This window comes from Streptomyces sp. NPDC006624 (genome assembly GCF_040611555.1).
Classification (GTDB): Bacteria; Actinomycetota; Actinomycetes; order Streptomycetales; family Streptomycetaceae; genus Streptomyces.
In genome coordinates this window covers 76,114-99,155 of sequence record NZ_JBEXOM010000013.1, presented here as the reverse complement: position 1 = coordinate 99,155, position 23,042 = coordinate 76,114, and the positions used below count along the sequence as shown (strand labels likewise).

Annotated in this window: 20 protein-coding genes; 11 read left to right on the top strand and 9 right to left on the bottom strand. The window is 72.2% G+C overall.

Annotation, left to right across the window (positions count from 1 at the left end; translation table 11 throughout):
- Positions 1–61 precede the first annotated feature (61 nt).
- Positions 62–1,039: an ArsA-related P-loop ATPase gene (locus tag ABZY20_RS23605; protein WP_356443503.1), complete on the bottom strand. Its 978-nt coding sequence runs from the start codon at positions 1,037–1,039 to the stop codon at positions 62–64.
- Positions 1,040–1,169: 130 nt separating this feature from the next.
- On the opposite strand from ABZY20_RS23605, the gene ABZY20_RS23600 reads away from it, so the two are divergent.
- From ABZY20_RS23600 to ABZY20_RS23585, 4 genes are all read left to right on the top strand, one after another.
- Positions 1,170–1,328: a DUF4177 domain-containing protein gene (locus ABZY20_RS23600; protein ID WP_003991873.1), complete on the top strand. Its 159-nt coding sequence runs from the start codon at positions 1,170–1,172 to the stop codon at positions 1,326–1,328.
- Complete coding sequence (locus ABZY20_RS23595) at positions 1,328–1,789, top strand: RidA family protein (RefSeq protein ID WP_031115991.1); 462 nt, start codon at positions 1,328–1,330, stop codon at positions 1,787–1,789. The genes ABZY20_RS23600 and ABZY20_RS23595 overlap by 1 nt, the downstream gene beginning before the upstream one ends.
- 155 nt (positions 1,790–1,944) lie before the next feature.
- Positions 1,945–2,823 (top strand): NUDIX hydrolase, encoded by an 879-nt coding sequence (locus tag ABZY20_RS23590; RefSeq protein ID WP_356443502.1) that lies wholly within the window; start codon positions 1,945–1,947, stop codon positions 2,821–2,823.
- A complete protein-coding gene (locus ABZY20_RS23585; RefSeq protein WP_356443501.1) occupies positions 2,820–3,650 on the top strand; it encodes an MBL fold metallo-hydrolase in 831 nt (276 codons plus the stop codon). The genes ABZY20_RS23590 and ABZY20_RS23585 overlap by 4 nt, the downstream gene beginning before the upstream one ends.
- 135 nt (positions 3,651–3,785) lie before the next feature.
- Here the strand turns inward: ABZY20_RS23585 and ABZY20_RS23580 are convergent, their stop codons facing one another.
- On the bottom strand, positions 3,786–4,460 hold the full coding sequence (locus tag ABZY20_RS23580) for a Crp/Fnr family transcriptional regulator (protein ID WP_010031945.1): 675 nt from the start codon (positions 4,458–4,460) through the stop codon (positions 3,786–3,788).
- A gap of 482 nt (positions 4,461–4,942) precedes the next feature.
- On the opposite strand from ABZY20_RS23580, the gene nth reads away from it, so the two are divergent.
- From nth to ABZY20_RS23565, 3 genes are all read left to right on the top strand, one after another.
- Positions 4,943–6,073 carry an endonuclease III gene (nth, locus tag ABZY20_RS23575; protein ID WP_356443500.1) on the top strand — a complete coding sequence of 377 codons (1,131 nt, stop codon included), beginning with the start codon at positions 4,943–4,945 and terminating at the stop codon, positions 6,071–6,073.
- Between the two features lie 190 nt (positions 6,074–6,263).
- The gene (locus ABZY20_RS23570) at positions 6,264–6,959 is read left to right on the top strand and encodes a CoA pyrophosphatase (RefSeq protein WP_356443612.1); all 696 of its coding nucleotides are present in this window, start codon (positions 6,264–6,266) and stop codon (positions 6,957–6,959) included.
- 13 nt (positions 6,960–6,972) lie between these two features.
- The gene (locus tag ABZY20_RS23565; protein ID WP_356443499.1) at positions 6,973–8,172 is read left to right on the top strand and encodes a MarP family serine protease; all 1,200 of its coding nucleotides are present in this window, start codon (positions 6,973–6,975) and stop codon (positions 8,170–8,172) included.
- A gap of 51 nt (positions 8,173–8,223) precedes the next feature.
- Here ABZY20_RS23565 and ABZY20_RS23560 read toward each other — a convergent pair whose 3' ends face one another.
- The 6 genes from ABZY20_RS23560 to ABZY20_RS23535 form a co-directional block, all read right to left on the bottom strand.
- Positions 8,224–8,406: a hypothetical protein gene (locus ABZY20_RS23560; protein WP_356443498.1), complete on the bottom strand. Its 183-nt coding sequence runs from the start codon at positions 8,404–8,406 to the stop codon at positions 8,224–8,226.
- Positions 8,407–8,534: 128 nt separating this feature from the next.
- On the bottom strand, positions 8,535–9,473 hold the full coding sequence (locus ABZY20_RS23555) for an alpha/beta hydrolase (RefSeq protein WP_356443497.1): 939 nt from the start codon (positions 9,471–9,473) through the stop codon (positions 8,535–8,537).
- Entirely contained in the window at positions 9,470–9,958 is a 489-nt protein-coding gene (locus ABZY20_RS23550) for a phage holin family protein (RefSeq protein WP_356443496.1), read from the bottom strand. Before ABZY20_RS23550 ends, ABZY20_RS23555 begins: the two co-directional genes overlap by 4 nt.
- Before the next feature lie 120 nt (positions 9,959–10,078).
- Positions 10,079–11,515: a Na+/H+ antiporter NhaA gene (gene nhaA / locus ABZY20_RS23545; RefSeq protein ID WP_356443495.1), complete on the bottom strand. Its 1,437-nt coding sequence runs from the start codon at positions 11,513–11,515 to the stop codon at positions 10,079–10,081.
- A gap of 189 nt (positions 11,516–11,704) precedes the next feature.
- Positions 11,705–13,663, bottom strand: a complete 1,959-nt coding sequence (gene acs / locus ABZY20_RS23540) for an acetate--CoA ligase (protein WP_356443494.1) — start codon at positions 13,661–13,663, stop codon at positions 11,705–11,707.
- A gap of 306 nt (positions 13,664–13,969) precedes the next feature.
- Entirely contained in the window at positions 13,970–16,354 is a 2,385-nt protein-coding gene (locus tag ABZY20_RS23535) for a SulP family inorganic anion transporter (protein WP_356443493.1), read from the bottom strand.
- Positions 16,355–16,650: 296 nt separating this feature from the next.
- Here ABZY20_RS23535 and ABZY20_RS23530 point away from each other — a divergent pair, with 296 nt between their 5' ends.
- Together ABZY20_RS23530 and ABZY20_RS23525 are read left to right on the top strand one after the other, a co-directional pair.
- A complete protein-coding gene (locus tag ABZY20_RS23530) occupies positions 16,651–17,925 on the top strand; it encodes a hypothetical protein (protein WP_356443492.1) in 1,275 nt (424 codons plus the stop codon).
- A 155-nt stretch (positions 17,926–18,080) separates the two neighbouring features.
- Positions 18,081–18,905, top strand: a complete 825-nt coding sequence (locus ABZY20_RS23525) for an oxidoreductase (RefSeq protein WP_356443491.1) — start codon at positions 18,081–18,083, stop codon at positions 18,903–18,905.
- A gap of 361 nt (positions 18,906–19,266) precedes the next feature.
- Here ABZY20_RS23525 and ABZY20_RS23520 read toward each other — a convergent pair whose 3' ends face one another.
- Positions 19,267–20,100, bottom strand: coding sequence for an HAD-IB family hydrolase (locus tag ABZY20_RS23520; RefSeq protein WP_356443490.1), 834 nt, complete (start codon positions 20,098–20,100; stop codon positions 19,267–19,269).
- 570 nt (positions 20,101–20,670) lie between these two features.
- Between ABZY20_RS23520 and ssd the strand changes: the two genes are divergently transcribed.
- Positions 20,671–21,780 (top strand): septum site-determining protein Ssd, encoded by a 1,110-nt coding sequence (gene ssd / locus ABZY20_RS23515; RefSeq protein ID WP_356443489.1) that lies wholly within the window; start codon positions 20,671–20,673, stop codon positions 21,778–21,780.
- Between the two features lie 5 nt (positions 21,781–21,785).
- A complete protein-coding gene (locus ABZY20_RS23510) occupies positions 21,786–23,033 on the top strand; it encodes a TadA family conjugal transfer-associated ATPase (protein ID WP_356443611.1) in 1,248 nt (415 codons plus the stop codon).
- The last annotated feature ends 9 nt before the right edge of the window (positions 23,034–23,042 follow it).

Here is a 23,042-nt window from a genome sequence, read left to right as displayed (position 1 = left end):
TGCTTCCGACTCATGACGGGCCATGCCCGTGTGCTCTGCCGCGGGCCACCCACCGCCGGGCTCATGACACGCCCTGCTCGCGCAGCTCGCGGGCCAGCTCGTACAGCGCCGCCAGGTCCATGCCCTCGGAGTACAGCGGCAGTTCGTGCAGCGGCAGGCCCAGCTCGGCCAGCACCGCACGCTGCTCGTGCTCCAGCGTGTACCGCTCGGCGTACTCCTCGGCCTGCGTCAGCAGCGGGTCCACCAGCCGCTCGGCGTGGCCGCCGCGCCGCGCCCCGCCGAGCCCGGCGGACGACAGGGACCGCGCGACAGTGGAACGCGTAACCGTCCGTACGAGTTCCAGGTCGGTGGCGTCCAACACCTCCGGCCGCACCATGTTCACGATGATCCGCCCCACCGGCAGCCGGGCCGAGCGCAGCTCGGCGATGCCGTCCGCGGTCTCCTGGACGGGCATCTCCTCCAGCAGCGTGACCAGGTGCACCGCCGTCTGGGGCGACTTGAGCACCCTCATCACGGCCTGCGCCTGATTGTGTATCGGGCCGATCTTGGCGAGGCCGGCCACCTCGTCGTTGACGTTCAGGAACCGGGTGATGCGCCCGGTCGGCGGGGCGTCCATGACGACGTAGTCGTACGTGAAGCGCCCGCTGCGCTCCTTGCGGCGCACCGCCTCGCACGCCTTGCCGGTGAGGAGCACATCCCTCAGACCGGGCGCGATGGTGGTGGCGAAGTCGATCGCGCCGAGCTTCTTCAGTGCCCTCCCGGCGCTGCCCAGTTTGTAGAACATCTGGAGGTAGTCCAGAAGGGCCTGTTCGGGGTCGATGGCCAGTGCGTACACCTCCCCGCCCCCGGGAGCGACGGCGATCTTCCGCTCCTCATAAGGCAGCGCTTCGGTTTCGAAGAGCTGCGCGATGCCCTGACGGCCCTCGACCTCGACGAGAAGCGTCCGCTTCCCCTCGGTGGCCAGGGCCAGCGCTAGGGCCGCGGCCACCGTGGTCTTACCGGTACCGCCCTTGCCGCTGACGACCTGGAGCCTGCTCACGTATTCGAGCCTAACCAGTCCGTGCCCGGGCCACGCGGGAGGCTGTGGACAACCGGTGCCGGGGTCGGCCGGCGGGCGTGGCCGTGGTCGGCCGCGTGACCCCCCTCGGGCAGGGGCTAGAGTCGGCCGCATGACCAAGTGGGAATACGCAACCGTGCCGCTGCTCGTCCACGCCACGAAGCAGATTCTGGACACCTGGGGCGAGGACGGCTGGGAGCTCGTCCAGGTCGTGCCCGGGCCGAACAACCCCGAGCAGCTCGTGGCCTACCTGAAGCGGGAGAAGCAGTGATGGGCGCCGTCGAGGCGAAGCTGGCCGAGCTCGGCCTGAGCCTGCCCGACGTGGTCCCGCCGCTGGCCGCGTACCAGCCGGCCGTGCAGTCCGGGCCGTACGTCTACACCGCGGGGCAGCTCCCGATGGTGGACGGCAAGCTTCCGGTCACCGGCAAGGTCGGCGCCGAGGTCACCCCGGAGGAGGCCAAGGAGCTGGCACGCACGTGTGCGCTGAACGCCCTGGCCGCCGTCAAGTCCGTCGCCGGTGACCTGGACCGCATCGCGCGCGTGGTCAAGGTCGTCGGCTTCGTGGCGTCGGCCTCGGACTTCACGGGCCAGCCCGCGGTGCTGAACGGAGCGAGCGAGCTGCTCGGCGAGGTTCTCGGCGACAAGGGCGTGCACGCCCGCAGCGCCGTGGGCGTGGCGGTGCTGCCGCTGGACGCGCCGGTGGAGGTCGAGATCCAGGTGGAGCTCGCCTAAGAGCTGTCGACGGCTGTCGACGGCTGTCGAGGGTTGTCGAGGGTTGTCGAGGGTTGTCGGGCGACGGCCCCGGGTCCCCTTGCGGCGGTCCCATCTGCGGAATCCGCCCCGGGGGCCACTCGAACATCCGCCCGTCACGGGATAGCCTCGCGCCCATGGCGAACGGTCAGTGGTACCCCCCGGAGTGGCCGGACCGCATCCGCGCACTCGCGGCCGGCACCCTCACCCCGGTGACCCCGAAGCGCGCGGCCACCGTCATGCTCCTGAAGGACACCGGCCGCGGCCCGGTCGTCCACATGCTGCGCCGACGCGCCTCCATGGCCTTCGCCGGAGGCGCGTACGCGTATCCGGGCGGCGGGGTCGACCCGCGCGACGACGACCACCACGTCCGCTGGGCGGGCCCCACGCGCGCGTGGTGGGCGGACCGGCTCGGCGTGGACGAGACGGCGGCCCAGGCGATCGTCTGCGCTGCCGTGCGGGAGACGTACGAGGAGGCGGGCGTGCTGCTCGCCGGCGAGACGCCCGACTCGGTCGTCGGCGACACCACGGGCCCCGACTGGGAGGCGGGCCGGGCCGCCCTGGTCGCACGGGAGACGTCCTTCGCGGAGTTCCTGGACCGCCGCGGACTCGTCCTGCGCTCCGACCTGCTCGGCGCCTGGACCCGCTGGATCACCCCGGAGTTCGAGGCCCGCCGCTACGACACCTGGTTCTTCGTGGCCGCCCTGCCCCAGGGGCAGCGCACCCGCAACGCCTCCACGGAGGCCGACCGCACGGTGTGGATCTCCCCGCGCGAGGCCGCCGCCGGGTACGACGAGGGCGAGCTGCTGATGATGCCGCCGACCATCGCGACCCTGCGCCAGCTGACGGCCTACGGGACGGCCGCCCAGGCGCTCGCGGACGCCCCGGGGCGCGACCTGACCCCCGTGCTGGCCACCGCGCGCCTGGTGGACGGCGAGATCGTGCTCTCCTGGCCGGGCCACGACGAGTTCACCAAGCACGTCCCGCACCTCCCGACCGGCGGAGCCACCGCATGACGGACGCAGCAGCCCTTCCCGGCCAGCCCCGCGGCGGGGTCCTCTCGGGTCCCGCCACCGCGCGGGCCGTCAACGTCCTGGCCCCCAACCCGTCGGCGATGACCCTGGACGGCACGAACACCTGGATCCTGTCCGAGCCCGACTCGGACCTGGCGGTCGTGGTCGACCCGGGCCCCCTCGACGAGGGGCACCTGCGCGAGGTCGTCGCGACGGCCGAGCGGTCCGGCAAGCGCGTCGCCCTCACCCTGCTGACCCACGGTCACCCCGACCACGCTGAGGGCGCCGCCCGGTTCGCCGAACTGACCGGCACGCGCGTGCGTGCCCTCGATCCGGCCCTGCGACTCGGCGACGAAGGGCTGGCCGCCGGAGACGTCATCACCACCGGCGGCCTCGAACTGCGCGTGGTCCCGACCCCGGGCCACACCGGTGACTCCCTCTGCTTCCACCTCCCGGCCGACCGGGCGGTCCTCACCGGCGACACGATCCTCGGCCGCGGCACCACGGTCGTCGCCCACCCCGACGGCCGTCTCGGCGACTACCTCGACTCGCTGCGCCGCCTCAGGTCCCTCACGGTCGACGACGGCGTCCACACGGTCCTGCCGGGCCACGGACCGGTCCTGGAGGACGCCCAGGGCGCCGTCGAGTTCTACCTCGCCCACCGCGCCCACCGCCTCGCCCAGGTCGAGACGGCCGTGGAGAACGGCCACCGCCACCCGGTCGAGGTCGTCGCCCACGTCTACGCGGACGTGGACCGCTCCCTGTGGCCGGCGGCGGAACTGTCCGTGCGGGCGCAGCTGGACTACCTGCGCGAGCACGGGCTCATCTGACCGGGCCGGACCAGACCGGATTTGACCGGGCCCGACCTGACCAGGCCCGACCTGACCGGGCCCGACCTGACCGGACACGACGTCGGGCCCCGTCTCGTGAGGAGACGGGGCCCGATGACGTACGGCGCGTGCGGCTCAGCGCGAGCGCTTGGCGAGGCGCTCCACGTCGAGCAGGATCACCGCGCGGGCCTCCAGACGGAGCCAGCCGCGCTGGGCGAAGTCGGCCAGGGCCTTGTTGACCGTCTCGCGGGACGCGCCGACCAGCTGGGCGAGCTCCTCCTGCGTCAGGTCGTGGACGACGTGGATGCCCTCCTCGGACTGCACGCCGAAGCGGCGGGACAGGTCCAGCAGGGCGCGGGCCACGCGGCCCGGGACGTCCGAGAAGACCAGGTCGGACATCGCGTCGTTGGTCTTGCGCAGCCGGCGTGCGACGGCCCGCAGGAGGGCGGTGGCCACCTCCGGGCGGGCGTTCAGCCAGGGTTGGAGGTCGCCGTGGCCGAGGCCGAGCAGCTTCACCTCGGTCAGCGCCGTGGCGGTCGCGGTGCGCGGACCCGGGTCGAACAGCGACAGCTCGCCGATCAGCTCTCCGGGGCCGACCACCGCCAGCATGTTCTCGCGGCCGTCGGGGGACGTGCGGTGGAGCTTGACCTTGCCCTCCGTGACCACGTACAGGCGGTCACCCGGGTCGCCCTCGTGGAACAGCGAGTCACCGCGGGCGAGGGTCACCTCACTCATGGAGGCGCGGAGTTCCGCGGCCTGCTCGTCATCGAGCGCCGCGAAGAGCGGATTGCGCCGCAGAACGTCGTCCACGAGTTCTCTCCCTTTCGACCTGCTCAGGGGATCTTGCTCCCCTGTGTACCAGGGGACCGTGGTGCCCATTTTGCCGGACGGTCCAAACAGTGTGATCTGTCACAAGGATGCCGCACAGGTGTCCCGGGGTACGCGGCAGGGGTCCAATTGGGCGCCGATCTTCAGGGGCCGGAGCGGATGAGGGTGCCTGCCCTTAGGCTGGCCGGGTGTCCAAATCGCCGGTGAGAGCACAGGCCGAGGGGGCTGCGCGGGTGGTTGTACGTCGCGATTCCGCTGTGGGCGAACAGAGCCCCGATGGCGGTAGGAAAACGGCGAAAGCGGCAGAGGAGGCCACGCCCTCCGGAAAGTCGAGGCCGGCCGGGAAGGCGCCCGCGGAGACAGTGGGAGCCGACGGCAATAAGGCGTCCGCGAAGAAAGCGACGCCTGCGAAGAAAGCCGCATCTGTAAAGAAGGCGACATCTGTGAAGAAATCGTCGTCGACTGTGAAGAAGACGTCGGCCGCGAAGAAGACGGCCGGCGCGAAGAAGACGGCGGGTGCCAAGAGGACGGCGGGCGCGAAGAAGACGGCGGGTGCCAAGAGGACGGCGGGCGCGAAGAAGACGGCGGGTGCCGAGAAGAGCACGGCCGCGAAGAAGACCGCGCCTGTGAAGAAGGCCCCGCCTGTGAAGAAGACCGCGGTCGCGACGAAGGCCGCCGCCGTGAAGAAGCCCGCCGCCGCGACGAAGGCCGCTGCCGTGAAGAAGGCCCCGGCCGCCAAGAAGGTGACCGTCGCGCCGAAGAAGGCCACTGCCCGCGTCAAGGGCACCGCCCCCGCCACGGCCGTCGTGCACCCGCCGGGCGACGAGTCGCGTACGGCCCTGGTCCGCCGGGCCCGCCGCATCAACCGCGAGCTCGCCGAGGTCTATCCGTACGCCCACCCCGAGCTGGACTTCGACAACCCCTTCCAGCTCGTCGTCGCCACGGTGCTGTCCGCCCAGACCACCGACCTGCGCGTCAACCAGACGACACCCGCCCTCTTCGCCAAGTACCCCACCCCCGAGGATCTGGCCGCCGCCAACCCGGAGGAGGTGGAGGAGATCCTCCGCCCGTGCGGCTTCTTCCGGGCGAAGACGAAGTCGGTCATGGGGCTGTCGAAGGCCCTGGTCGAGGACTTCGGCGGGGAGGTGCCCGGCCGGCTGGAGGACCTGGTCAAGCTGCCGGGCGTCGGCCGCAAGACGGCGTTCGTCGTGCTCGGCAACGCCTTCGGGCGCCCCGGTATCACCGTGGACACGCACTTCCAGCGCCTGGTGCGCCGCTGGCGGTGGACGGCCGAGACCGACCCGGACAAGATCGAGGCCGCGATCGGCGCGCTGTTCCCGAAGAGCGACTGGACGGACCTCTCGCACCACGTGATCTGGCACGGCCGCCGCATCTGCCACGCCCGCAAGCCCGCCTGCGGTGCCTGCCCGATCACCGCGCTCTGCCCGGCCTACGGCGAGGGCGAGACCGACCCGGAGAAGGCGAAGAAGCTGCTCAAGTACGAGAAGGGCGGCTTCCCGGGCCAGCGCCTGCGGCCCCCGCAGGCGTACCTGGACGCGGGTGGCAAGCCCGCCCCTCCGCTGGGGGCCGGATGAGCGGCCCGGGCCACGGGGCGGCGGCCCCGGACGGTCGTGCGGCGCGCACGTCCCGCCCCGCGAGCCCTCCTGCACCTCCCGCGCGCCGTCCAGGCCCCCTCACGAGCCCCACGAACGACGGATCGCGGCCGTTCGCGGAACGATCTCGGGGGCGCCGGGCGTTGGATGCGGCAGGACGACGGGGGTGGCGATGACGCGGGCGAGCGACACACAGGGCGGGCCGGTGACGGTGAGCAAGGAGGGCCTGCCCGGCTGGCTGGACCCGGTGGTGCACGCCGTGGAGACGGTCCGGCCGACGCAGCTGAGCCGCTTCCTGCCCCCGGAGGACGGCGCCGGGCGCCAGTCAGCCGTGCTGGTCCTGTTCGGTGAAGGCGACCGGGGGCCTGAGCTGCTGCTCATGGAGCGTGCGAGCTCCCTGCGCTCGCACGCCGGGCAGCCCTCGTTCCCCGGCGGGGCCCTCGACCCGGAGGACGGCGACCCGTCCGGTGACGGCCCGCTGCGGGCCGCCCTGCGCGAGGCGGAGGAGGAGACCGGGCTCGACCCCTCCGGCGTCCAGCTGTTCGGCGTGCTGCCCCGGCTGTACATCCCGGTCAGCGGCTTCGTGGTGACCCCGGTGCTGGGCTGGTGGCGCGAGCCGAGCCCGGTCGGCGTGGTCGATCCGAACGAGACCGCCCGGGTCTTCACCGTCCCCGTGGTAGATCTCACGGACCCGGCGAACAGGGCCACCACGGTCCACCCCAGCGGGCACCGCGGCCCGGCATTTCTGGTCGAATCCGCCCTGGTCTGGGGTTTCACGGCCGGAATCATCGACCGGTTGCTGCACTACGCGGGCTGGGAGCGGCCCTGGGACCGGGAGAAGCAGGTCCCGCTCGACTGGCGCGCATGACAGGGTGGCCTCCGTGAATGTGCTGGACATCTTGTTGCTGGTCGCCGCCGTGTGGTTCGCGGTCGTGGGATACCGCCAGGGGTTCGTCGTCGGCATCCTGTCGGTGATCGGCTTCCTGGGCGGTGGCCTCGTCGCGGTCTACGTGCTGCCCGTCATCTGGGACGCGCTCACGGACAACGCCGAGGTCAGCACGACCGCCGCCGTGATCGCGGTCGTCGTGGTCATCGTCTGCGCCTCCGTCGGCCAGGCGCTCACCACCCACCTCGGCAACAAGCTGCGCCGGCACATCACCTGGTCCCCGGCCCGGGCCCTCGACGCCACCGGCGGCGCCCTGGTCAACGTCGTGGCGATGCTCCTGGTGGCCTGGCTGATCGGCTCGGCCCTCGCGGGCACGACGCTGCCGACGCTCGGCAAGGAGGTCCGCAACTCCAAGGTGCTGCAGGGCGTCTCCCAGGCGCTGCCGGACCAGGCCGACACCTGGTTCGCCGACTTCTCCACCGTCCTCGCGCAGAACGGCTTCCCGCAGGTCTTCAGCCCGTTCTCCAACGAGCCGATCACCGACGTCCAGCCGCCCGACCCGGAGCTGGCGGACAGCTCGGTGGCGACCCGCGCCCAGCGCTCCATCGTCAAGGTGATGGGCACGGCCCCCAGCTGCGGCAAGGTCCTGGAGGGCACCGGCTTCGTCTTCGCCGACCGCCGCGTCATGACCAACGCGCACGTGGTGGGCGGCGTCGACGAGCCCACCGTGCAGATAGGAGGCGAGGGCAGGAAGTACGACGCCACCGTCGTGCTCTACGACTGGCGGCGCGACATCGCCGTCCTCGACGTGCCCGACCTCAAGGCGCCGGTGCTGCGGTTCACCACCGAGGACGCGAGCAGCGGCGACGACGCGATCGTCGCCGGCTTCCCGGAGAACGGGGCGTACGACGTACGGGCCGCGCGCGTGCGCGGACGCATCACGGCCAACGGCCCGGACATCTACCACCGCGGCACGGTCCGCCGCGACGTCTACTCCCTGTACGCGACCGTCCGCCAGGGCAACTCCGGCGGCCCGCTGCTCACGCCCGACGGCAAGGTGTACGGCGTGGTCTTCGCGAAGTCACTCGACGACGCCGAGACCGGGTACGCGCTGACCGTGGACGAGATCCAGCCGGACATCACCGAGGGGCGCAGCGCCACCCAGCAGGTGGACAGCGACAGCTGCGCCCTCTAGGAGGGTGCCCGGAGCGGGGCCTGTCGGTGTGTCACCCGCGAGGGTGAGGCCTCAGTCGCGTGTGTGGCGCAGCCGGACCGAGACCCAGCGGGCCCGACGGCGGAGGATACGCGGAATACCGACCCTGGGGTCGGTGGTCACCATCTGCGGTGCACCGCTTCGCTGGTGGGGGTTCGCACCGCCCGCCGAGCGGCGATTGCGGCTTGCGTCACTGTAGTCGTGCGTCCAGCCCATACCCCGACGTGTGCCCCCGCCCCATGGTCGATAACCGCCTCCGGGGCGTCCAATTGGCCTATGCGCCGGGCAAGTGGCCGTTCGTAGGACAAGCGTTCACGGACCGGCCACCGGGTGCGCCCGGCCGGTCACCGATCGGGCTCGGGATCCCGCAGCCAGTTGATGAGTTCGGAGGAGAACGCCGCCGGGTCCTCCTCGTGCGGGAAGTGGCCGAGGCCGTCGAACAGCCGCCAGCGGTAAGGGGCTTCGACGTACTCGCCGGAGCCGGCCGCGCTGCGCGTGCGCATCACCGGGTCGAGCGAGCCGTGCAGATGGAGCGTCGGCACGCGCACGGGCCGCTTCATCCTGCGGTTGAACTGGATGCCGTCGGGGCGGGCCAGCGAGCGCACCATCCAGCGGTACGGCTCGACGGCGCAGTGCGCCGCGGAGGGGATGCACATGGCGCGGCGGTAGTTCTCCAGCGCCTCCTCCTCCGGCGGGCGCGGTCCCGACCAGTCCTGGATCAGCCGGGCCACGAGCTCCCCGTCGTCGGCGGTGAGCTGCCGCTCGGGAATCCAGGGGCGCTGGAACCCCCAGATGTGTGAACCGGCGCGGCTCTGCTTGACATCGGTCAGCATCGCCGAGCGCCAGCGCCGCGGGTGTGGCATGGACGCGACCGCGAGGCGCCGCACCAGCTTGGGGCGCATCGCTGCCGCGGTCCAGGCGAGGTATCCGCCCAGGTCGTGGCCGACGAGCGCGGCGTCCGGCTCACCGAGCGAGCGGATGACCCCGGTGACGTCGAGCGCGAGGTTGGCGGGGTCGTAGCCGCGTGGCGTGCGGTCGCTGCCGCCGACGCCCCGCAGGTCCATGGCGACGGCCCGGAAACCCGCGTCGGCGAGCGCCACCAGCTGGTGCCGCCAGGTCCACCAGAACTGCGGGAAGCCGTGCAGCAGCAGCACCAGCGGCCCGTCACCCAGCTCGGCGATGTGGAAGCGGGCGCCGTTGGCGGCGACGTCGCGGTGGGTCCAGGGGCCGTCCAGGAGCACGGCCGAGGCCGGCTGTGCCGGAGGAGTGGCGGGGTCGGTCATGACGACGAGCGTGCCACAGCCTCGATCGCCTCGGGGACCCGGTCCTGCGCGAGCTCCGGGCGGGGGTGCGGTTTGGCGTTCTGCAGGACGCCCGCGGACTCCTTCATCGACGCGGCGACCTTCTGCGGGGCCTTGCTCTTCTTGGCCTTCTTCGCGAACACCACGCCGATCAGTGCGAGCACGACCGCGACCAGCACGTTCGCCGCGAACGACAGCAGGAAGCAGACCGCGAGGTTCCAGTCGCTCCAGGTGCGAATGCCGTACGCCAGTGCGAAGTTCAGCATCGGCAGGGAGAAGATCAGCACCGCGCCGGCCGCCGAGAAGGCGCCGCCACTGGTCGCGCCCCGCTTCACGTCCTGCTTGAGCTGCGCCTTCGCCAGCGCGATCTCGTCGTGCACCAGCGCCGACATGTCCGCCGTGGCCGAGGCGAACAGTTGGCCGATGCTGCGTTCGGCGCCGACCGGGCTGCCGTCGGGTGCGCTCATCGCGGTCTCCCTCTTCTGCGTACGGTCCGATTTCCGCGTTCTGTGCCTGACCCGCCGCAGTCGTCCGACTGCGTACGGCCTGACTGCGTACGGTCCCGTCTTTTGTACCGTCTCGTCAGATCATGCCGGACCGTCGCGGTCATCGCCTGCCCCGCCCGGCACTTCGGCAAGCCCGTGCCGCGCCGCCGCCTTCTCCCGGGCGATGCGGCGGTGCTCGGCGGCCTTGCGGTCGTAGAGGTCCGCGAGCCGCAGGTGGTAGGCCGGATCGTCCTCCTCGTAGACGTCCGGGATGCCGTCGGCGTCCTCGTCGCGGTTCTCCTGCTCGTACAGCCGGCGGTACTTCACGTTCCGGATCTTCAGCAGGACGGTCGCGAGTGTCGCGGCGATGAGCGAGCCCAGCAGGACGGCGGCTTTGACCTCGTCCGTCATCGTCTGGTCGCCGGAGAAGGCGAGTTCCCCGATGAGCAGCGAGACGGTGAAGCCGATGCCGGCGAGGCTCGCCACCGCGAACACGTCCGGCCAGGCCAGGTCGTCGCTGAGCGAGGCGCGGGTGAAGCGGGCCGTCAGCCAGGTCCCGCCGAAGATGCCGAGCGCCTTGCCGACGACCAGCCCGAGGACGACCCCGAGGGTCTCGGGCTTGGTGAACACGTCGGCCAGCGCCCCGCCCGAGACGGAGACCCCCGCGCTGAACAACGCGAACAGCGGTACGGCCAGGCCCGCCGACAGGGGCCGCACGAGGTGCTCGATGTGCTCCCCGGGGGAGTGGTCCTCGCCCTCCTCGCGGTGGCAGCGCAGCATCAGGCCCATGGCGACACCGGCGATGGTGGCGTGGATGCCGCTGTTGTACATCAGCGCCCAGACGACGAGCGCGAGCGGCACGTACACGTACCAGCCGCGGACGCCCTTGCGCAGCAGCAGCCAGAAGACCAGGAGGCCCGCCGCGGCGCCGCCGAGCGCGGCGAAGTTCAGGTCGGCCGTGAAGAACACCGCGATGATCAGGATCGCGAAGAGGTCGTCGACGACGGCGAGCGTGAGCAGGAAGGCGCGCAGCGCGCTGGGCAGGGACGTGCCGATGACCGCGAGCACGGCGAGCGCGAAGGCGATGTCGGTGGCGGTCGGCACGGCCCAGCCGGCCAGGGAGCCGCCCCCGGTGGCGCTGGTGACGGTGTAGACGAGCGCCGGTGCGGCCATGCCGCACAGGGCGGCGACGACGGGGAGCGCGGCGGCCTTCGGGTCCCGCAGGTCTCCCGCGACGAGCTCGCGCTTGAGTTCGATCCCGGCGACGAAGAAGAAGATCGCCAGCAGGCCGTCGGCGGCCCAGTGCGCGACCGACAGGTCGAGGCCGAGGGAGGAGGGGCCCAGATGGAAGTCGGAGACGCTCTCGTAGCTGTCGCGCAGACCGGGGATGTTCGCCCACAGCAGGGCGGCGACGGCGGCGGCGAGCAGCAGCACACCGCCGACGGTCTCGGTGCGCAGCGCGTCCGTCACATAGGTCCGCTCGGGCAGGGACAGCCTGCCGAAGACCTTGCGGGGAGTGCTGGGGCGGGGCGCGGTCACGAGGAGACCTCCGGTGGATGGGCAGGACGAATCACCTGCCGACCAGACTTCCCGGCGCCCCTGTGAAACACTTGTTTGTTTAGATTACCTAAGCGAACGCCGGGCCGCACACGGGGGTCCGTGCGACCGCCGCGGAGGGCACCCGGCGCGTGTGCCGGGTGCCCTCCCGTATGTCCCGTTGTGCGCCGTTCAGTCCTCGCTCGGCGCGGCCGGCAGCTTGGACTGGATCAGCTGCATCACGCTGCTGTCGGTCAGGGTGGTGACGTCGCCCAGGGCCCTGTTCTCCGCGACGTCCCGCAGCAGACGGCGCATGATCTTGCCGGAGCGGGTCTTGGGCAGCTCGGCCACCGGCAGGATCCGCTTGGGCTTGGCGATCGGGCCGAGGGTGTTGCCGACGTGGGTGCGCAGCTCGGCGACCAGCGTCTCGGTTTCCGCGGCCGTCCCGCGCAGGATGACGAAGGCGACGATCGCCTGCCCGGTCGTCTCGTCCGCCGCTCCGACCACGGCCGCCTCGGCGACCGACGGGTGGGAGACGAGCGCGGACTCGACCTCGGTGGTGGAGATGTTGTGCCCCGAGACGAGCATGACGTCGTCGACCCGGCCGAGCAGCCAGATGTCGCCGTCGTCGTCCTTCTTGGCACCGTCACCGGCGAAGTACTTGCCCTCGAAGCGCGACCAGTACGTGTCGATGAAGCGCTGGTCGTCGCCCCAGATGGTGCGCAGCATCGACGGCCACGGCTCGGTCAGCACCAGGTAGCCGCCACCGCCGTTCGGCACCTCGTTGGCCTCGTCGTCGACGACCGTGGCGGAGATGCCGGGCAGCGGGGTCTGCGCGGAGCCGGGCTTGGTCGCGGTCACGCCCGGCAGCGGGGTGATCATCATCGCGCCGGTCTCGGTCTGCCACCAGGTGTCCACGACCGGGGTGCGGTCGCCGCCGATGTTCTTGCGGTACCAGATCCAGGCCTCGGGGTTGATCGGCTCGCCGACCGAGCCCAGCACGCGCAGGCTGGACAGGTCGAACTTGGCGGGGATGTCGTCGCCCCACTTCATGAACGTGCGGATCGCGGTCGGCGCGGTGTAGAGGATCGTCACGCCGTACTTCTGGACGATCTCCCAGAAGCGGCCCTGGTGCGGGGTGTCGGGGGTGCCCTCGTACATGACCTGCGTCGCGCCGTTGGCCAGCGGGCCGTACACGATGTACGAGTGCCCGGTGACCCAGCCGACGTCGGCGGTACACCAGTAGACGTCGGTCTCCGGCTTGAGGTCGAAGACGGCGTGGTGCGTGTAGGCGGTCTGGGTGAGGTAGCCGCCGGAGGTGTGCAGGATGCCCTTGGGCTTACCGGTGGTGCCCGAGGTGTAGAGGATGAACAGCGGGTGCTCGGCGCCGAAGGCCTGCGGGGTGTGCTCCGCGCTCTGGCGGCCGACCAGGTCGTGCCACCACACGTCGCGGCCCTCGGTGAAGGCGACCTCCTGGCCGGTGCGGCGCACCACCAGCACGTGCTCGACGTTGCCCGCCTTCTCGACGGCCTCGTCCACGGCCGGCTTGAGCGCGGACGGCTTGCCGCGCCGGTAGCCGCCGTCGGAGGTGATGACGACGCGGGCGTCGGCGTCCTGGATGCGGGTGGCGAGGGCGTCCGAGGAGAAGCCGCCGAAGACGACCGAGTGGGCGGCGCCGATCCGGGCGCAGGCCAGCATCGCGATCGCCGTCTCGGGGATCATCGGCATGTAGACGGCGACCCGGTCCCCGGCCTGAACTCCCAGCTCCAGCAGGGCGTTGGCGGCCTTGGAGACCTCGTCCTTGAGCTCGGCGTAGGTGAGGGCGCGGCTGTCGCCGGGCTCGCCCTCGAAGTGGATGGCCACGCGGTCGCCGTGCCCGGCCTCGACGTGCCGGTCGACGCAGTTGTAGGCGACGTTGAGCTCGCCGTCCTTGAACCACTTGGCGAACGGCGGGTTCGACCAGTCGAGCGTCTCGGTGGGCTCCTTGGCCCAGGTCAGCCTGCGGGCCTGCTCGGCCCAGAAGCCGAGCCGGTCAGCCTTGGCCTGTTCGTACGCCTCCGCCGTGACGTTGGCGTGCGCGGCCAGGTCGGCGGGGGGCGCGAACCTGCGCTCTTCCTTCAGCAGGTTGGAAAGGGAGGAATTCTCACTCATCGTCCCGTCTCCTCCCGCTTAAGGGTGGCCAGGCTTTCGTTGCTCACGGCATCCGCCTTTCCCAAGGTGTCCGTTGTGTCCCAGGCCACAGCTCATCAGACCCGGGGGTGCGATGACAAGGGTCGGCCGCCGATTGGTTTAGACCTGTCTGGCGGTGGTGTCGGCGGCCGGAGTCACCCGTACCCACGGACGCCGACCAGGGAAAGTTCACCCGATGTCATGCCCGTCACCCCGATGAGGGCGCCCGGTGGACGACACGGGTGTGCGCCCCGACGTGGATCGGGGCGCACACCTGGCCGGGCTGGCTCACGCCGTCAGGTCCGCCTCCCGGACACGGTCGAACACGCCGGGGCCGTCCGCGTCGGTGAGCAGGTACGCCTCTGCCTCGCCCACGTGGAAGTACATCCCGTGCAGCTCAAGCCTGCCTTCTTCGAGGGCCCGGCTCACCGACTCGTGCGAGCGCAGATGCTCCAACTGCTGCACCACGTTGGTCAGGCAGAGCTGCTCCACCGCGTCGGCGGGCGGGCGGCCGCCCACGCTGCCCCAGGGGCGGCTGTCGTCGGTCATGCGCTCCAGGCTCGGCTGACCGTGCCGCAGCCACCGCTCGAGCGGGGTGCGGGCGCCGCCGGGCCCGGCTTTCATCAGGGCCTGCATGGCGCCGCATCCCGAGTGCCCGCACACCGTGATGGACCGCACCCGCAGGACGTCCACGGCGTACTCGATCGCGGCCGCGACCGAGTCGTCGCCGCTCTCCTCACCGGCGCGCGGCACGAGGTTGCCCACGTTGCGCACGACGAACAGGTCGCCCGGACCACTGGAGGTGATCATGGACGTGACCAGCCGGGAGTCGGCGCAGGTAAGGAAGAGCTGCGAGGGCTGCTGCCCTTCGCGCGCCAGCCGGGCCAGCTCGCCGCGGACCAGCGGTGCCGTGTTGCGCTGGAACGCGCTGATACCGCGCGCCAGTTCATGCCCGCTGGCTCTGCTGGCTCCGCCGGCTCCGGCGGTGCCGGACGGGTCCGGTCGGGAGTGGTCCGGTACGCCGGGGTCCTTGTCGGTGCGGGACGCGGGCCGGGGGCGGTCGCAGTGGTGGTTGCGCCAGGGGGTCCAGGGCCGGCAGCGGCAGTCGGTGAAGGTCTGGGGCTCGGAGACACGCGTGCCGGGATGCCGGCCGGTGATCTCGACCGTGCCGCCCTGCGCGGTGTGGGTCCGCTGCCAGTCCTGCAGCGTCTCGTACGCGGCGTGGTCCATGAAGGAGCCGTCGAGCTCGACGACGGCGTCGGCGCCGTGGGGTACGAGATGCAGGGCCCGGCTGAGCCGCGGCACCGCGAGGAACGTCAACTGCCCTCTGACGTGGACGTGATGGACTCCTTCCCTCTTCTCGTGCGTGATACGGGTGCGGGTGACGCGGTGCAGGGCGACGCCGACGGCCATGGCGATGCCCAGCGCGACGCCCTGCAGGACGCCGAGGGACACCACGCCCAGGGTGGTGACGGCGTAGACCCACACTTCGCGGTGGCGGGTCACCGTGCGGATGTGGTTCAGCGACACCATCTGGATGCCGACGGCCATCACCAGGGCGGCGAGCGAGGCGAGCGGGATGAGCTCCAGGATCGGGACCATCAGCAGCGTGGCGATCACTACGAGAACGCCGTGCAGCATCGTGGAGTTCCGGCTCACCGCTCCCGCGTGCACGTTCGCCGAACTGCGCACGGCCACGCCCGCGATGGGCAGTCCTCCGAGCGAGCCGGAGACGATGTTGGCGGCGCCCTGCCCGAGCAGTTCGCGGTCGAGGTCGGAGCGGCCGACGCGGCCGGACAGGCCCGGGCGGCCGGCCGCCAGCTTGTCCACGGCGACCGCGCCGAGCAGCGACTGCACGCTGCACACCAGTGTGGTGGTGAGCACGGCGGCGGCGAGGCCCAGCACGGGGCCCTCGGGGAGCCCGGCCAGCGCGTGGTTGCTCCAGGACGGCAGGTCGACCTTGGGCAGGCGCAGCCCGGCGAGGGCGGCGGCAGCGGTGGCTCCGGCGACGGCGACGAGCGCGGCCGGGACCGTGCGCAGCAGGCGCCCGGCCCGGCCGGGCAGTCTCGGCCAGAGCAGCAGCAGCGCCAGCGTCAGCGCGCTCACCGACACCGACGCGAGCCGCATGTCCGCCAACTGGGCGGGCAGCGCCCGGAGGTTGTCGGGAACGGAACTCTGGGGGGTGCCGCCGAGCACGATGTGCAGCTGCGCGACGGCGATGGTGACGCCGATGCCGGCGAGCATGCCGTGCACGATGGCGGGGCTCACGGCGAGGGCGCCGCGGGCCACGCGCAGGCAGCCCAGGCCGAGTTGGGCGAGGCCGGCGAGCACGGTGATGGCGCAGGTGGTCCGCCATCCGTAGCGCTGGATGAGGTCGGCGGTGACGACGGTGAGCCCGGCGGCGGGCCCGCTCACCTGGAGCGGGGAGCCGCCGAGCCGTCCGGCGACCAGTCCGCCCACGGCCGCGGCGACGAGGCCGGCCTGAAGCGGGGCGCCGGTGGCGAGGGCGATGCCCAGGGACAGGGGCAGGGCGATCAGGAAGACCGCGATCGAGGCCGACACGTCGGCGCCCGCGATGCGGAAGCGGCGGGGGCCGGTCGGCGGGCTGTGGGGTGGATGAATGCGCTCGGTCCGGTTCGGGTCGGCGGCGCGGGTGGGGACGCAGGCTGACATGGTTTCCCGTCTCCTCCGGGGCTGCGCGGTCGCGTGACGTGGGTCCCGCTCGGGGCGGGGATCGGTCGCGGCCGTGGGTCACGGCGTCATACGGCGGGATGAATCAACAACGCTCGGTAAACGGATCGTAATGCAGAGTAAAGGGCGAGCATAGACTTTACGGGCAAATGGGCGAATAGATCACTCTGAAGGGTGAAGTGGCTCTTTGATCGGCTTGTCGTACTAATTCCTTCTCGGTCTCGTGCGAGTTTGGCGGCGCTGTCGGCACCCGAGAGAAGGAAGAAGGTGGACGGAACATGGCCGCCACCCACAGGATCGCCGCGGGCTCCGTGATCGCCGCGGTCTGCGCCGCATCGCTCGCCGGTTGCGCGACCGGCACCTCCAGGCAAAGCACTCCCGAACCGCCCAGGGCGAAGCCCGCCCAGGCACCGAAGAGCACGGTCCGGCTGATCGGGGACGGTTCCACCGCCTACACCGGCGCCCAGCCCCACCTGCCCAGGCCCGAGCGGCTGCGGCCCGGCCAGAAACCCCCGCAGTTCGTCGTCTTCTCCTGGGACGGCGCGGGCGAGGACAGCCAGAAGCTGTTCTCCCACTTCCGCAAGGTCGCCCGGGAGAACAACGCGACCATGACGTACTTCCTGAGCGGCGTGTACATGCTGCCGGAGGACAAGCGCGACCTGTACCGGCCGCCGCAGCACTCCCCGGGCCGCTCCGACATCGGCTTCAACGACCGCCGCGGCATCGCCGACACCGTCAAGCAGCTGCGGCTGGCGTGGCTGGAGGGCAACGAGATCGGCACCCACTTCAACGGCCACTTCTGCGGCAGCGGCGGCGGTGTCGGCGAGTGGTCGGTGGAGGACTGGAAGGACGAGATCGGCCAGGCCAAGCAGTTCGTGAAGACCTGGAAGACCAACGCGGGCCTGAAGAGCGCCTCGCCGCTGCCCTTCGACTACGACAAGGAGCTCATCGGCGCCCGCACGCCCTGCCTCGAAGGCCAGCGCAATTTCATGCGGGCGGCGCGCGAGCTGGGCTTCCGCTACGACACCAGCGGCGTCAACGACCAGGTCTGGCCGAAGCGGAAGCAGGGCCTGTGGGACCTGTCCATGCAGCTCGTGCCGTTCCCGGGCCACTCCTTCGAGCAGCTGACCATGGACTACAACTTCATGGTCAACCAGTCGGGCACCGCCACCCAGGGCAACCCCGCCATGCACGAGTTCTGGGGCGACCAGATGCGCGACGGCCTGCTCAAGGGCTTCCAGCGGGCCTACGACGGCAACCGCGCGCCCCTGATCATCGGCAACCACTTCGAGTCCTGGAACGGCGGCACCTACATGCGGGCCGTCGAGGAGGTCATCGAGACGGTGTGCACCAAGGAGGAGGTGCGCTGCGTCTCGTTCCGCCAGCTCGCGGACTGGCTGGACGCGCAGGACCCGAAGGTGCTGGACAAGCTGCGCACGCTGCCGGTCGGCCAGGCCCCGAAGGAGGGCTGGGAGGCCTTCCTGTCGGGCCGGCCCGCTCCGGCCCCGAAGGGGGTGCCCGGGGCCCCGGCGGCTCCCTCGGCCAAGGGGTAGGTGGTCCTCACGTGGGACCGCGGCGTCTCCACGCGCGCGTGGAGACGCCGGACCGGGCCCGGGGCGCGCGGCGGGACCCGGGCCGCGAGGGCGTCGCGAGTGAAGATGGCCACTCCGCGGCTGGACGGGCCGCCGGGATGCGTAGGGTCTTACTCATGAGTACAGCAGGCGCGGCCGCCGATCCCCTCGCGGCCCTGGGTGCGCTGCCCGGAGTGGCCGAGTCCGTCGAGTCCGTGCGCAAGGCCGTGGACCGGGTCTACGGGCACCGGATCATGCGGCGGCGCAGCAACGCGATCACCTCCGAGGCCGCTCTGCGCGGCGCCCGTGGCTCCGCCGCCCTCTCCGGCGCGGACTGGGCCCTGGAGGAGGTGCGCCGGCGTACGGACTTCAGCGGTGACGCCGAGGCCCGCACCGTGGGCGCGGCCCTGCGGCTCACCGCGGAGGCCGGTCAGCTGCTGTCGATCTGGCGGCAGTCGCCCCTGCGGGTACTGGCCCGGCTGCACCTGGTGGCGGCCGCGGACCAGGCCGACCAGGTGGGGCGGCCCCGGCAGGAGGGCGAGCCGGTCGACGAGCCGCTGGTGGAGCTGCCGCTGCCGAGCGCGGCCGAGGCGCACGGCCGGCTGGACGGGCTGGCCGGCCTGATCATCGCGGGAGGCTCCGCCCCGGCGCTGGTCACGGCGGCCGTCGTACACGGAGAGCTGCTCGCGCTGCGTCCGTTCACCTCACACAACGGCCTGGTCGCGCGCACGGCCGAACGCATCGTCCTGATCGGCAGCGGCCTGGACCCGAAGTCGGTCTGCCCGGCCGAGGTCGGCTACGCGGAGCTGGGCCGCGAGGCCTACCTGGAAGCCCTCGGCGGGTACGTCTCGGGCACCCCGGAGGGCATGGCCGCCTGGATCGCGCACTGCGGCCGGGCGGTGCAGCTGGGCGCACGCGAGTCGACGGCGGTGTGCGAGGCGCTGCAGCGCGGGGCGGCCTGACGGCACCGGGCGGGGACGAAGAAATGCGGCGGTACGAGTTCTCGTACCGCCGCTGGCATGAGCACCGGGTTACCAAGCGTCCTCGAGATATTGCCCATCAGGTCGGGAACTTGGCCCGTGGCCTGGTGCGGCTGGCCCGTAATCGACGGGTCGACGTCGCGTGGGTGCCCGGTGTTCATGCTCGGTCCGTGGGGCCAATGCGTATGCAAGGTGATCCTCTCGGATGTCCCTTGGTCTCGCGGGCCGTTGAGTCCTTTGTACTCCTGCCCCGCAGTAAGCGGAAGCCCAGACCGCACTTCTTTACTTTCGGCCTCAAAACGGACCGGTCCGGGCCGGGCCGGGAACTTGGGGGCATCCCGGGTCAAGCCACCGTGGCCCGCCGCCTGTTGGCGTACCACACGAGCCCCGCGGTGGCTGCCGCGGCGCCTATCGCGGCGACCGCGACGAGCGCGGGGCGCGGCGGCACCGAGAACGCGGGCAGGCGCTGCTTGAGCCGGACCGGGCGGTGGAAGTCCAGGATCGGCCACCCGCGCGCGAGTGCCTCGCGGCGCAGGGCGCGGTCCGGGTTCACGGCGTGGGGATGGCCGACGGACTCCAGCATGGGCACGTCGGTCACCGAGTCGCTGTAGGCGTAGCAGCGGCTCAGGTCGTACCCCTCGGACGCGGCCAGCTCCCTGATCGCCTCGGCCTTCGTGGGGCCGTACGCGTAGTACTCCACCTCGCCGGTGAAGCAGCCGTCGTCGCCCACGACCATGCGGGTCGCGACCACGCGGTCCGCGCCGAGCAGCTCGCCGATCGGCTCGACCACCTCGGCGCCCGACGTGGACACGATGACGACGTCGCGGCCGGCCGTGTGGTGCTCCTCGATGAGGGAGGCGGCCTCGTCGTAGATGATCGGGTCGATCAGGTCGTGCAGCGTCTCGGCGACGAGCTCCTTGACCTGCTGCACGTTCCAGCCGCGGCACAGCGCGGACAGGTAGGCGCGCATGCGCTCCATCTGGTCGTGATCGGCGCCGCCGGCCAGGAAGACGAACTGCGCGTACGCGGTGCGCAGGACCGCCCTGCGGTTGATCAGGCCGCCTTGGTAGAACGACTTGCTGAAGGTCAGCGTGCTCGACTTCGCAATGACCGTCTTGTCCAGGTCAAAGAAGGCCGCTGTGCGGGGCAAGGAGTGGTTTTCCACGCCCTTGAGCATAGGGGCTGCCCATTCGGCGTAAGGTGGGGCGTGTGGGTTTGCCTGAGAAGGCTCTCGGGTACACCATGGAAGTCACGGATCGTTCGCGACCGTGCTAACCCGGCCCGACTCCTCCCCCCCCGAGTCGGCCGTGGGGACGACCCCCGCTCTCCCCCCCGGCGGGGGTCGTCGCATGTCCGGGTGGGTTTTCTCCTTCTTCGCGCGGCCTTGGCGCCGCTCCGGGGCGGCTGCGGCCGCCCTTTTCCATGCCCGTGAATCGTCACTCTGCGTATCTGTCGGGCTGCTCTGCGGCAGTCGCACAGAGGCTCTGCCGGCATCACCGGTTTGAGTGACGGCGATATTCACAACCACCGGCGCGTCCACAGTTATCCACCAAGATCCACACGATTTCCGAGATCGCTGCACCGTGATTCCAGCGCACCCCGCTCGCGGCGAGTTCACGGCCGGATCCGATTGCCGGGGCGCGTTTGGCCGGTTTTCGTCGGCCGGACAAAGGGAGGCCGCCTTGCCGGTTCTTCCCGCGTCAGGAATCGCGGGCCGCCGGGGCCGCGCGAGTCGAGCAGAAGGGGGATGGACACCGTGGCCGGAGCCGTCACACACGAGCCGCCGCCCGCCGCAGGGCGCCAGGGCGGACCGCTGATCGTCACCGAGGACACCGCGCTCCTCGACGACCTGCTGCGCCTGTGCGCCGCGGCGGGCGCCACACCCGAGGTGCACCACGGGGTGCCCGAGCGCAGAGGCAGCTGGGAGGCCGCACCCCTCGTCCTGGTGGGCGACGACGCCGCGCGGCGGGTCCGCGGCGCCCGGCGCAGAAGGGGCGTCGTCCTCGTCGGACGGGACCAGGACGACTCGGGGGTGTGGCGGCGGGCCGTGGAGATCGGCGCCGAGCACGTGCTGATGCTGCCCGACGGCGAGCAGTGGCTGATCGATCGCATCGCCGACGTCGCCGAGGGCGTCGGCCGGCCCGCGCTCACGGTGGGCGTCATCGGCGGCCGGGGCGGGGCCGGGGCCTCCACGCTCGCGTGCGCCCTCGCCGTCACCTCGGCGCGCGAAGGGCTGCGCACGCTCCTGGTGGACGCCGATCCGCTGGGCGGCGGTCTCGACGTCCTCCTCGGCGGCGAGACGGCCGAGGGCCTGCGCTGGCCCGCGTTCGCCTCCTCACGGGGACGGGTCGGCGGGGGCGCCCTGGAGGAGTCGCTGCCCGAACTGCACTCGCTGCGCGTGCTCAGCTGGGACCGCGGCGACCGGATCGCCGTTCCGCCCCAGGCGGTGCGCGCGGTGCTGGCGGCGGCCCGGCGCCGGGGCGGCACGGTCGTGGTCGACCTGCCGCGCCGGATCGACGACGGCGTCGCCGAGGTGCTCGGCCAGCTGGACGTCGGCCTGCTGGTGGTGCCCGCCGAGCTGCGGGCCGTGGCGGCCGCCGGGCGGGTGGCGTCCGCGGTGGGCATGGTCCTGCGGGACCTGCGGGTGGCGGTCCGCAGGCCGTACCCGCCCGGTCTCGACGACCGGGAGGTGGCCCGGCTGCTCGGACTGCCCCTGGCGGGCGAGGTGCCGGTCGAGCCGGGGCTGCTGCGCCCGGACGCGGACGCCGCACCGCCGGGATCCGCCCCGCGCGGTCCCCTCGCCCGGTTCTGCACCGGGTTCTGGGAGCGGGCGCTCGTCGAGGCGGGTGCCGCGTGAGCCCCCTGGCCGGCCTCGAGGGCGCCGAGCTCCTCGACGGGGTGCGGCGGTGGCTCGCCGAGAGCGGGGCCGAGCCGACCCCCGCGCGCGTGGCGCAGGCCCTGCGCGAGCAGGGGAGGGTGCTCGGGGACGCCGAAGTGCTGGGAGCCGCAGCCCGGTTGCGGTCCGAGCTGGTCGGCAGCGGGCCCCTGGAGCCGCTGCTCGCCGACCCGTCGGTGACCGACGTGCTGGTGTCCGCACCCGACCGGGTCTGGGTGGACCGGGGCGGCGGGCTGGAGCTGACGTCCGTGCGGTTCGCCGACGCGGCGGCCGTACGACGGCTGGCCCAGCGCCTCGCCGCTGTGGCCGGGCGCCGACTGGACGACGCCCGCCCCTGGGCCGACGCCCGGCTGCCCGACGGGACCCGGCTGCACGCGGTGCTGCCGCCGGTGGCCGTGGGCTGTGCCTGTCTGTCGCTGCGCGTCGTACGGCCCCGGGCCTTCACGCTCGGCGAGCTGGTCGCTGCGGGCACGGTGCCGCCGGGCGGTGACCGGGTGCTGCGGGCGCTGCTCGACGCCCGGTTGTCGTTCCTCGTCAGCGGCGGCACCGGCACCGGGAAGACGACGCTGCTGAGCGCCCTGCTGGGGCTGGTGGCACCCGACGAACGCATCGTCCTCGCCGAGGACTCGGCGGAACTGCGTCCCGACCATCCGCACGTGGTGCGACTGGAGACCAGACCCGCCAACCAGGAGGGCGCGGGCCTCGTCACCCTCGAGGACCTGGTGCGGCAGGCGCTGCGGATGCGGCCCGACCGGCTCGTCGTGGGCGAGGTGCGCGGACCCGAAGTGGTGCATCTGCTGGCCGCGCTGAACACCGGCCATGAGGGCGGCTGCGGGACGGTGCACGCCAATGCGGCCGCCGATGTGCCGGCCCGCCTGGAGGCGCTCGGCACGGCCGCGGGGCTCGACCGGGCCGCGCTGCACAGCCAGCTGGCGGCCGCTCTCTCGGTCGTGCTGCACCTCGTACGCGACCGCTCCGGGCGGCGGCGGATCGACGAGGTGCACGTGCTGGAGCGTGATCGGACAGGGCTGGTGCGGACGGTGCCGGCGTTGCGGTGGGGAGCGCGGGCGTTCGTGCGGGAGCGGGGGTGGGAGCGGATGCGGGGATTGCTGCGCGGGCCGCTTCACGGGCCGCCCCGGGGGGAGGGGAGCGGGCCGGATGGCACCGGAGGTGGCGAGGGCAGCGGGGCGAGTGATGACGGGGCCGGCTGGTGAGCAGTCGGC

Excerpts from the sequence above, each read along its gene's own strand:
- ABZY20_RS23600 (WP_003991873.1), top strand. The coding sequence starts at position 1,170 with ATGACCAAGTGGGAATACGCAACCGTGCCGCTGCTCGTCCACGCCACG.
- ABZY20_RS23525 (WP_356443491.1), top strand. The coding sequence starts at position 18,081 with ATGAGTACAGCAGGCGCGGCCGCCGATCCCCTCGCGGCCCTGGGTGCG.
- ABZY20_RS23560 (WP_356443498.1), bottom strand. The coding sequence starts at position 8,406 with ATGGGCTGGACGCACGACTACAGTGACGCAAGCCGCAATCGCCGCTCG.
- ABZY20_RS23595 (WP_031115991.1), top strand. The coding sequence starts at position 1,328 with ATGGGCGCCGTCGAGGCGAAGCTGGCCGAGCTCGGCCTGAGCCTGCCC.
- acs (WP_356443494.1), bottom strand. The coding sequence starts at position 13,663 with ATGAGTGAGAATTCCTCCCTTTCCAACCTGCTGAAGGAAGAGCGCAGG.
- ABZY20_RS23585 (WP_356443501.1), top strand. The coding sequence starts at position 2,820 with ATGACGGACGCAGCAGCCCTTCCCGGCCAGCCCCGCGGCGGGGTCCTC.
- ABZY20_RS23530 (WP_356443492.1), top strand. The coding sequence starts at position 16,651 with ATGGCCGCCACCCACAGGATCGCCGCGGGCTCCGTGATCGCCGCGGTC.
- ABZY20_RS23550 (WP_356443496.1), bottom strand. The coding sequence starts at position 9,958 with ATGAGCGCACCCGACGGCAGCCCGGTCGGCGCCGAACGCAGCATCGGC.
- ABZY20_RS23520 (WP_356443490.1), bottom strand. The coding sequence starts at position 20,100 with ATGCTCAAGGGCGTGGAAAACCACTCCTTGCCCCGCACAGCGGCCTTC.
- ABZY20_RS23555 (WP_356443497.1), bottom strand. The coding sequence starts at position 9,473 with ATGACCGACCCCGCCACTCCTCCGGCACAGCCGGCCTCGGCCGTGCTC.
- ABZY20_RS23590 (WP_356443502.1), top strand. The coding sequence starts at position 1,945 with ATGGCGAACGGTCAGTGGTACCCCCCGGAGTGGCCGGACCGCATCCGC.
- ABZY20_RS23535 (WP_356443493.1), bottom strand. The coding sequence starts at position 16,354 with ATGTCAGCCTGCGTCCCCACCCGCGCCGCCGACCCGAACCGGACCGAG.
- ssd (WP_356443489.1), top strand. The coding sequence starts at position 20,671 with ATGGACACCGTGGCCGGAGCCGTCACACACGAGCCGCCGCCCGCCGCA.
- ABZY20_RS23570 (WP_356443612.1), top strand. The coding sequence starts at position 6,264 with ATGACGCGGGCGAGCGACACACAGGGCGGGCCGGTGACGGTGAGCAAG.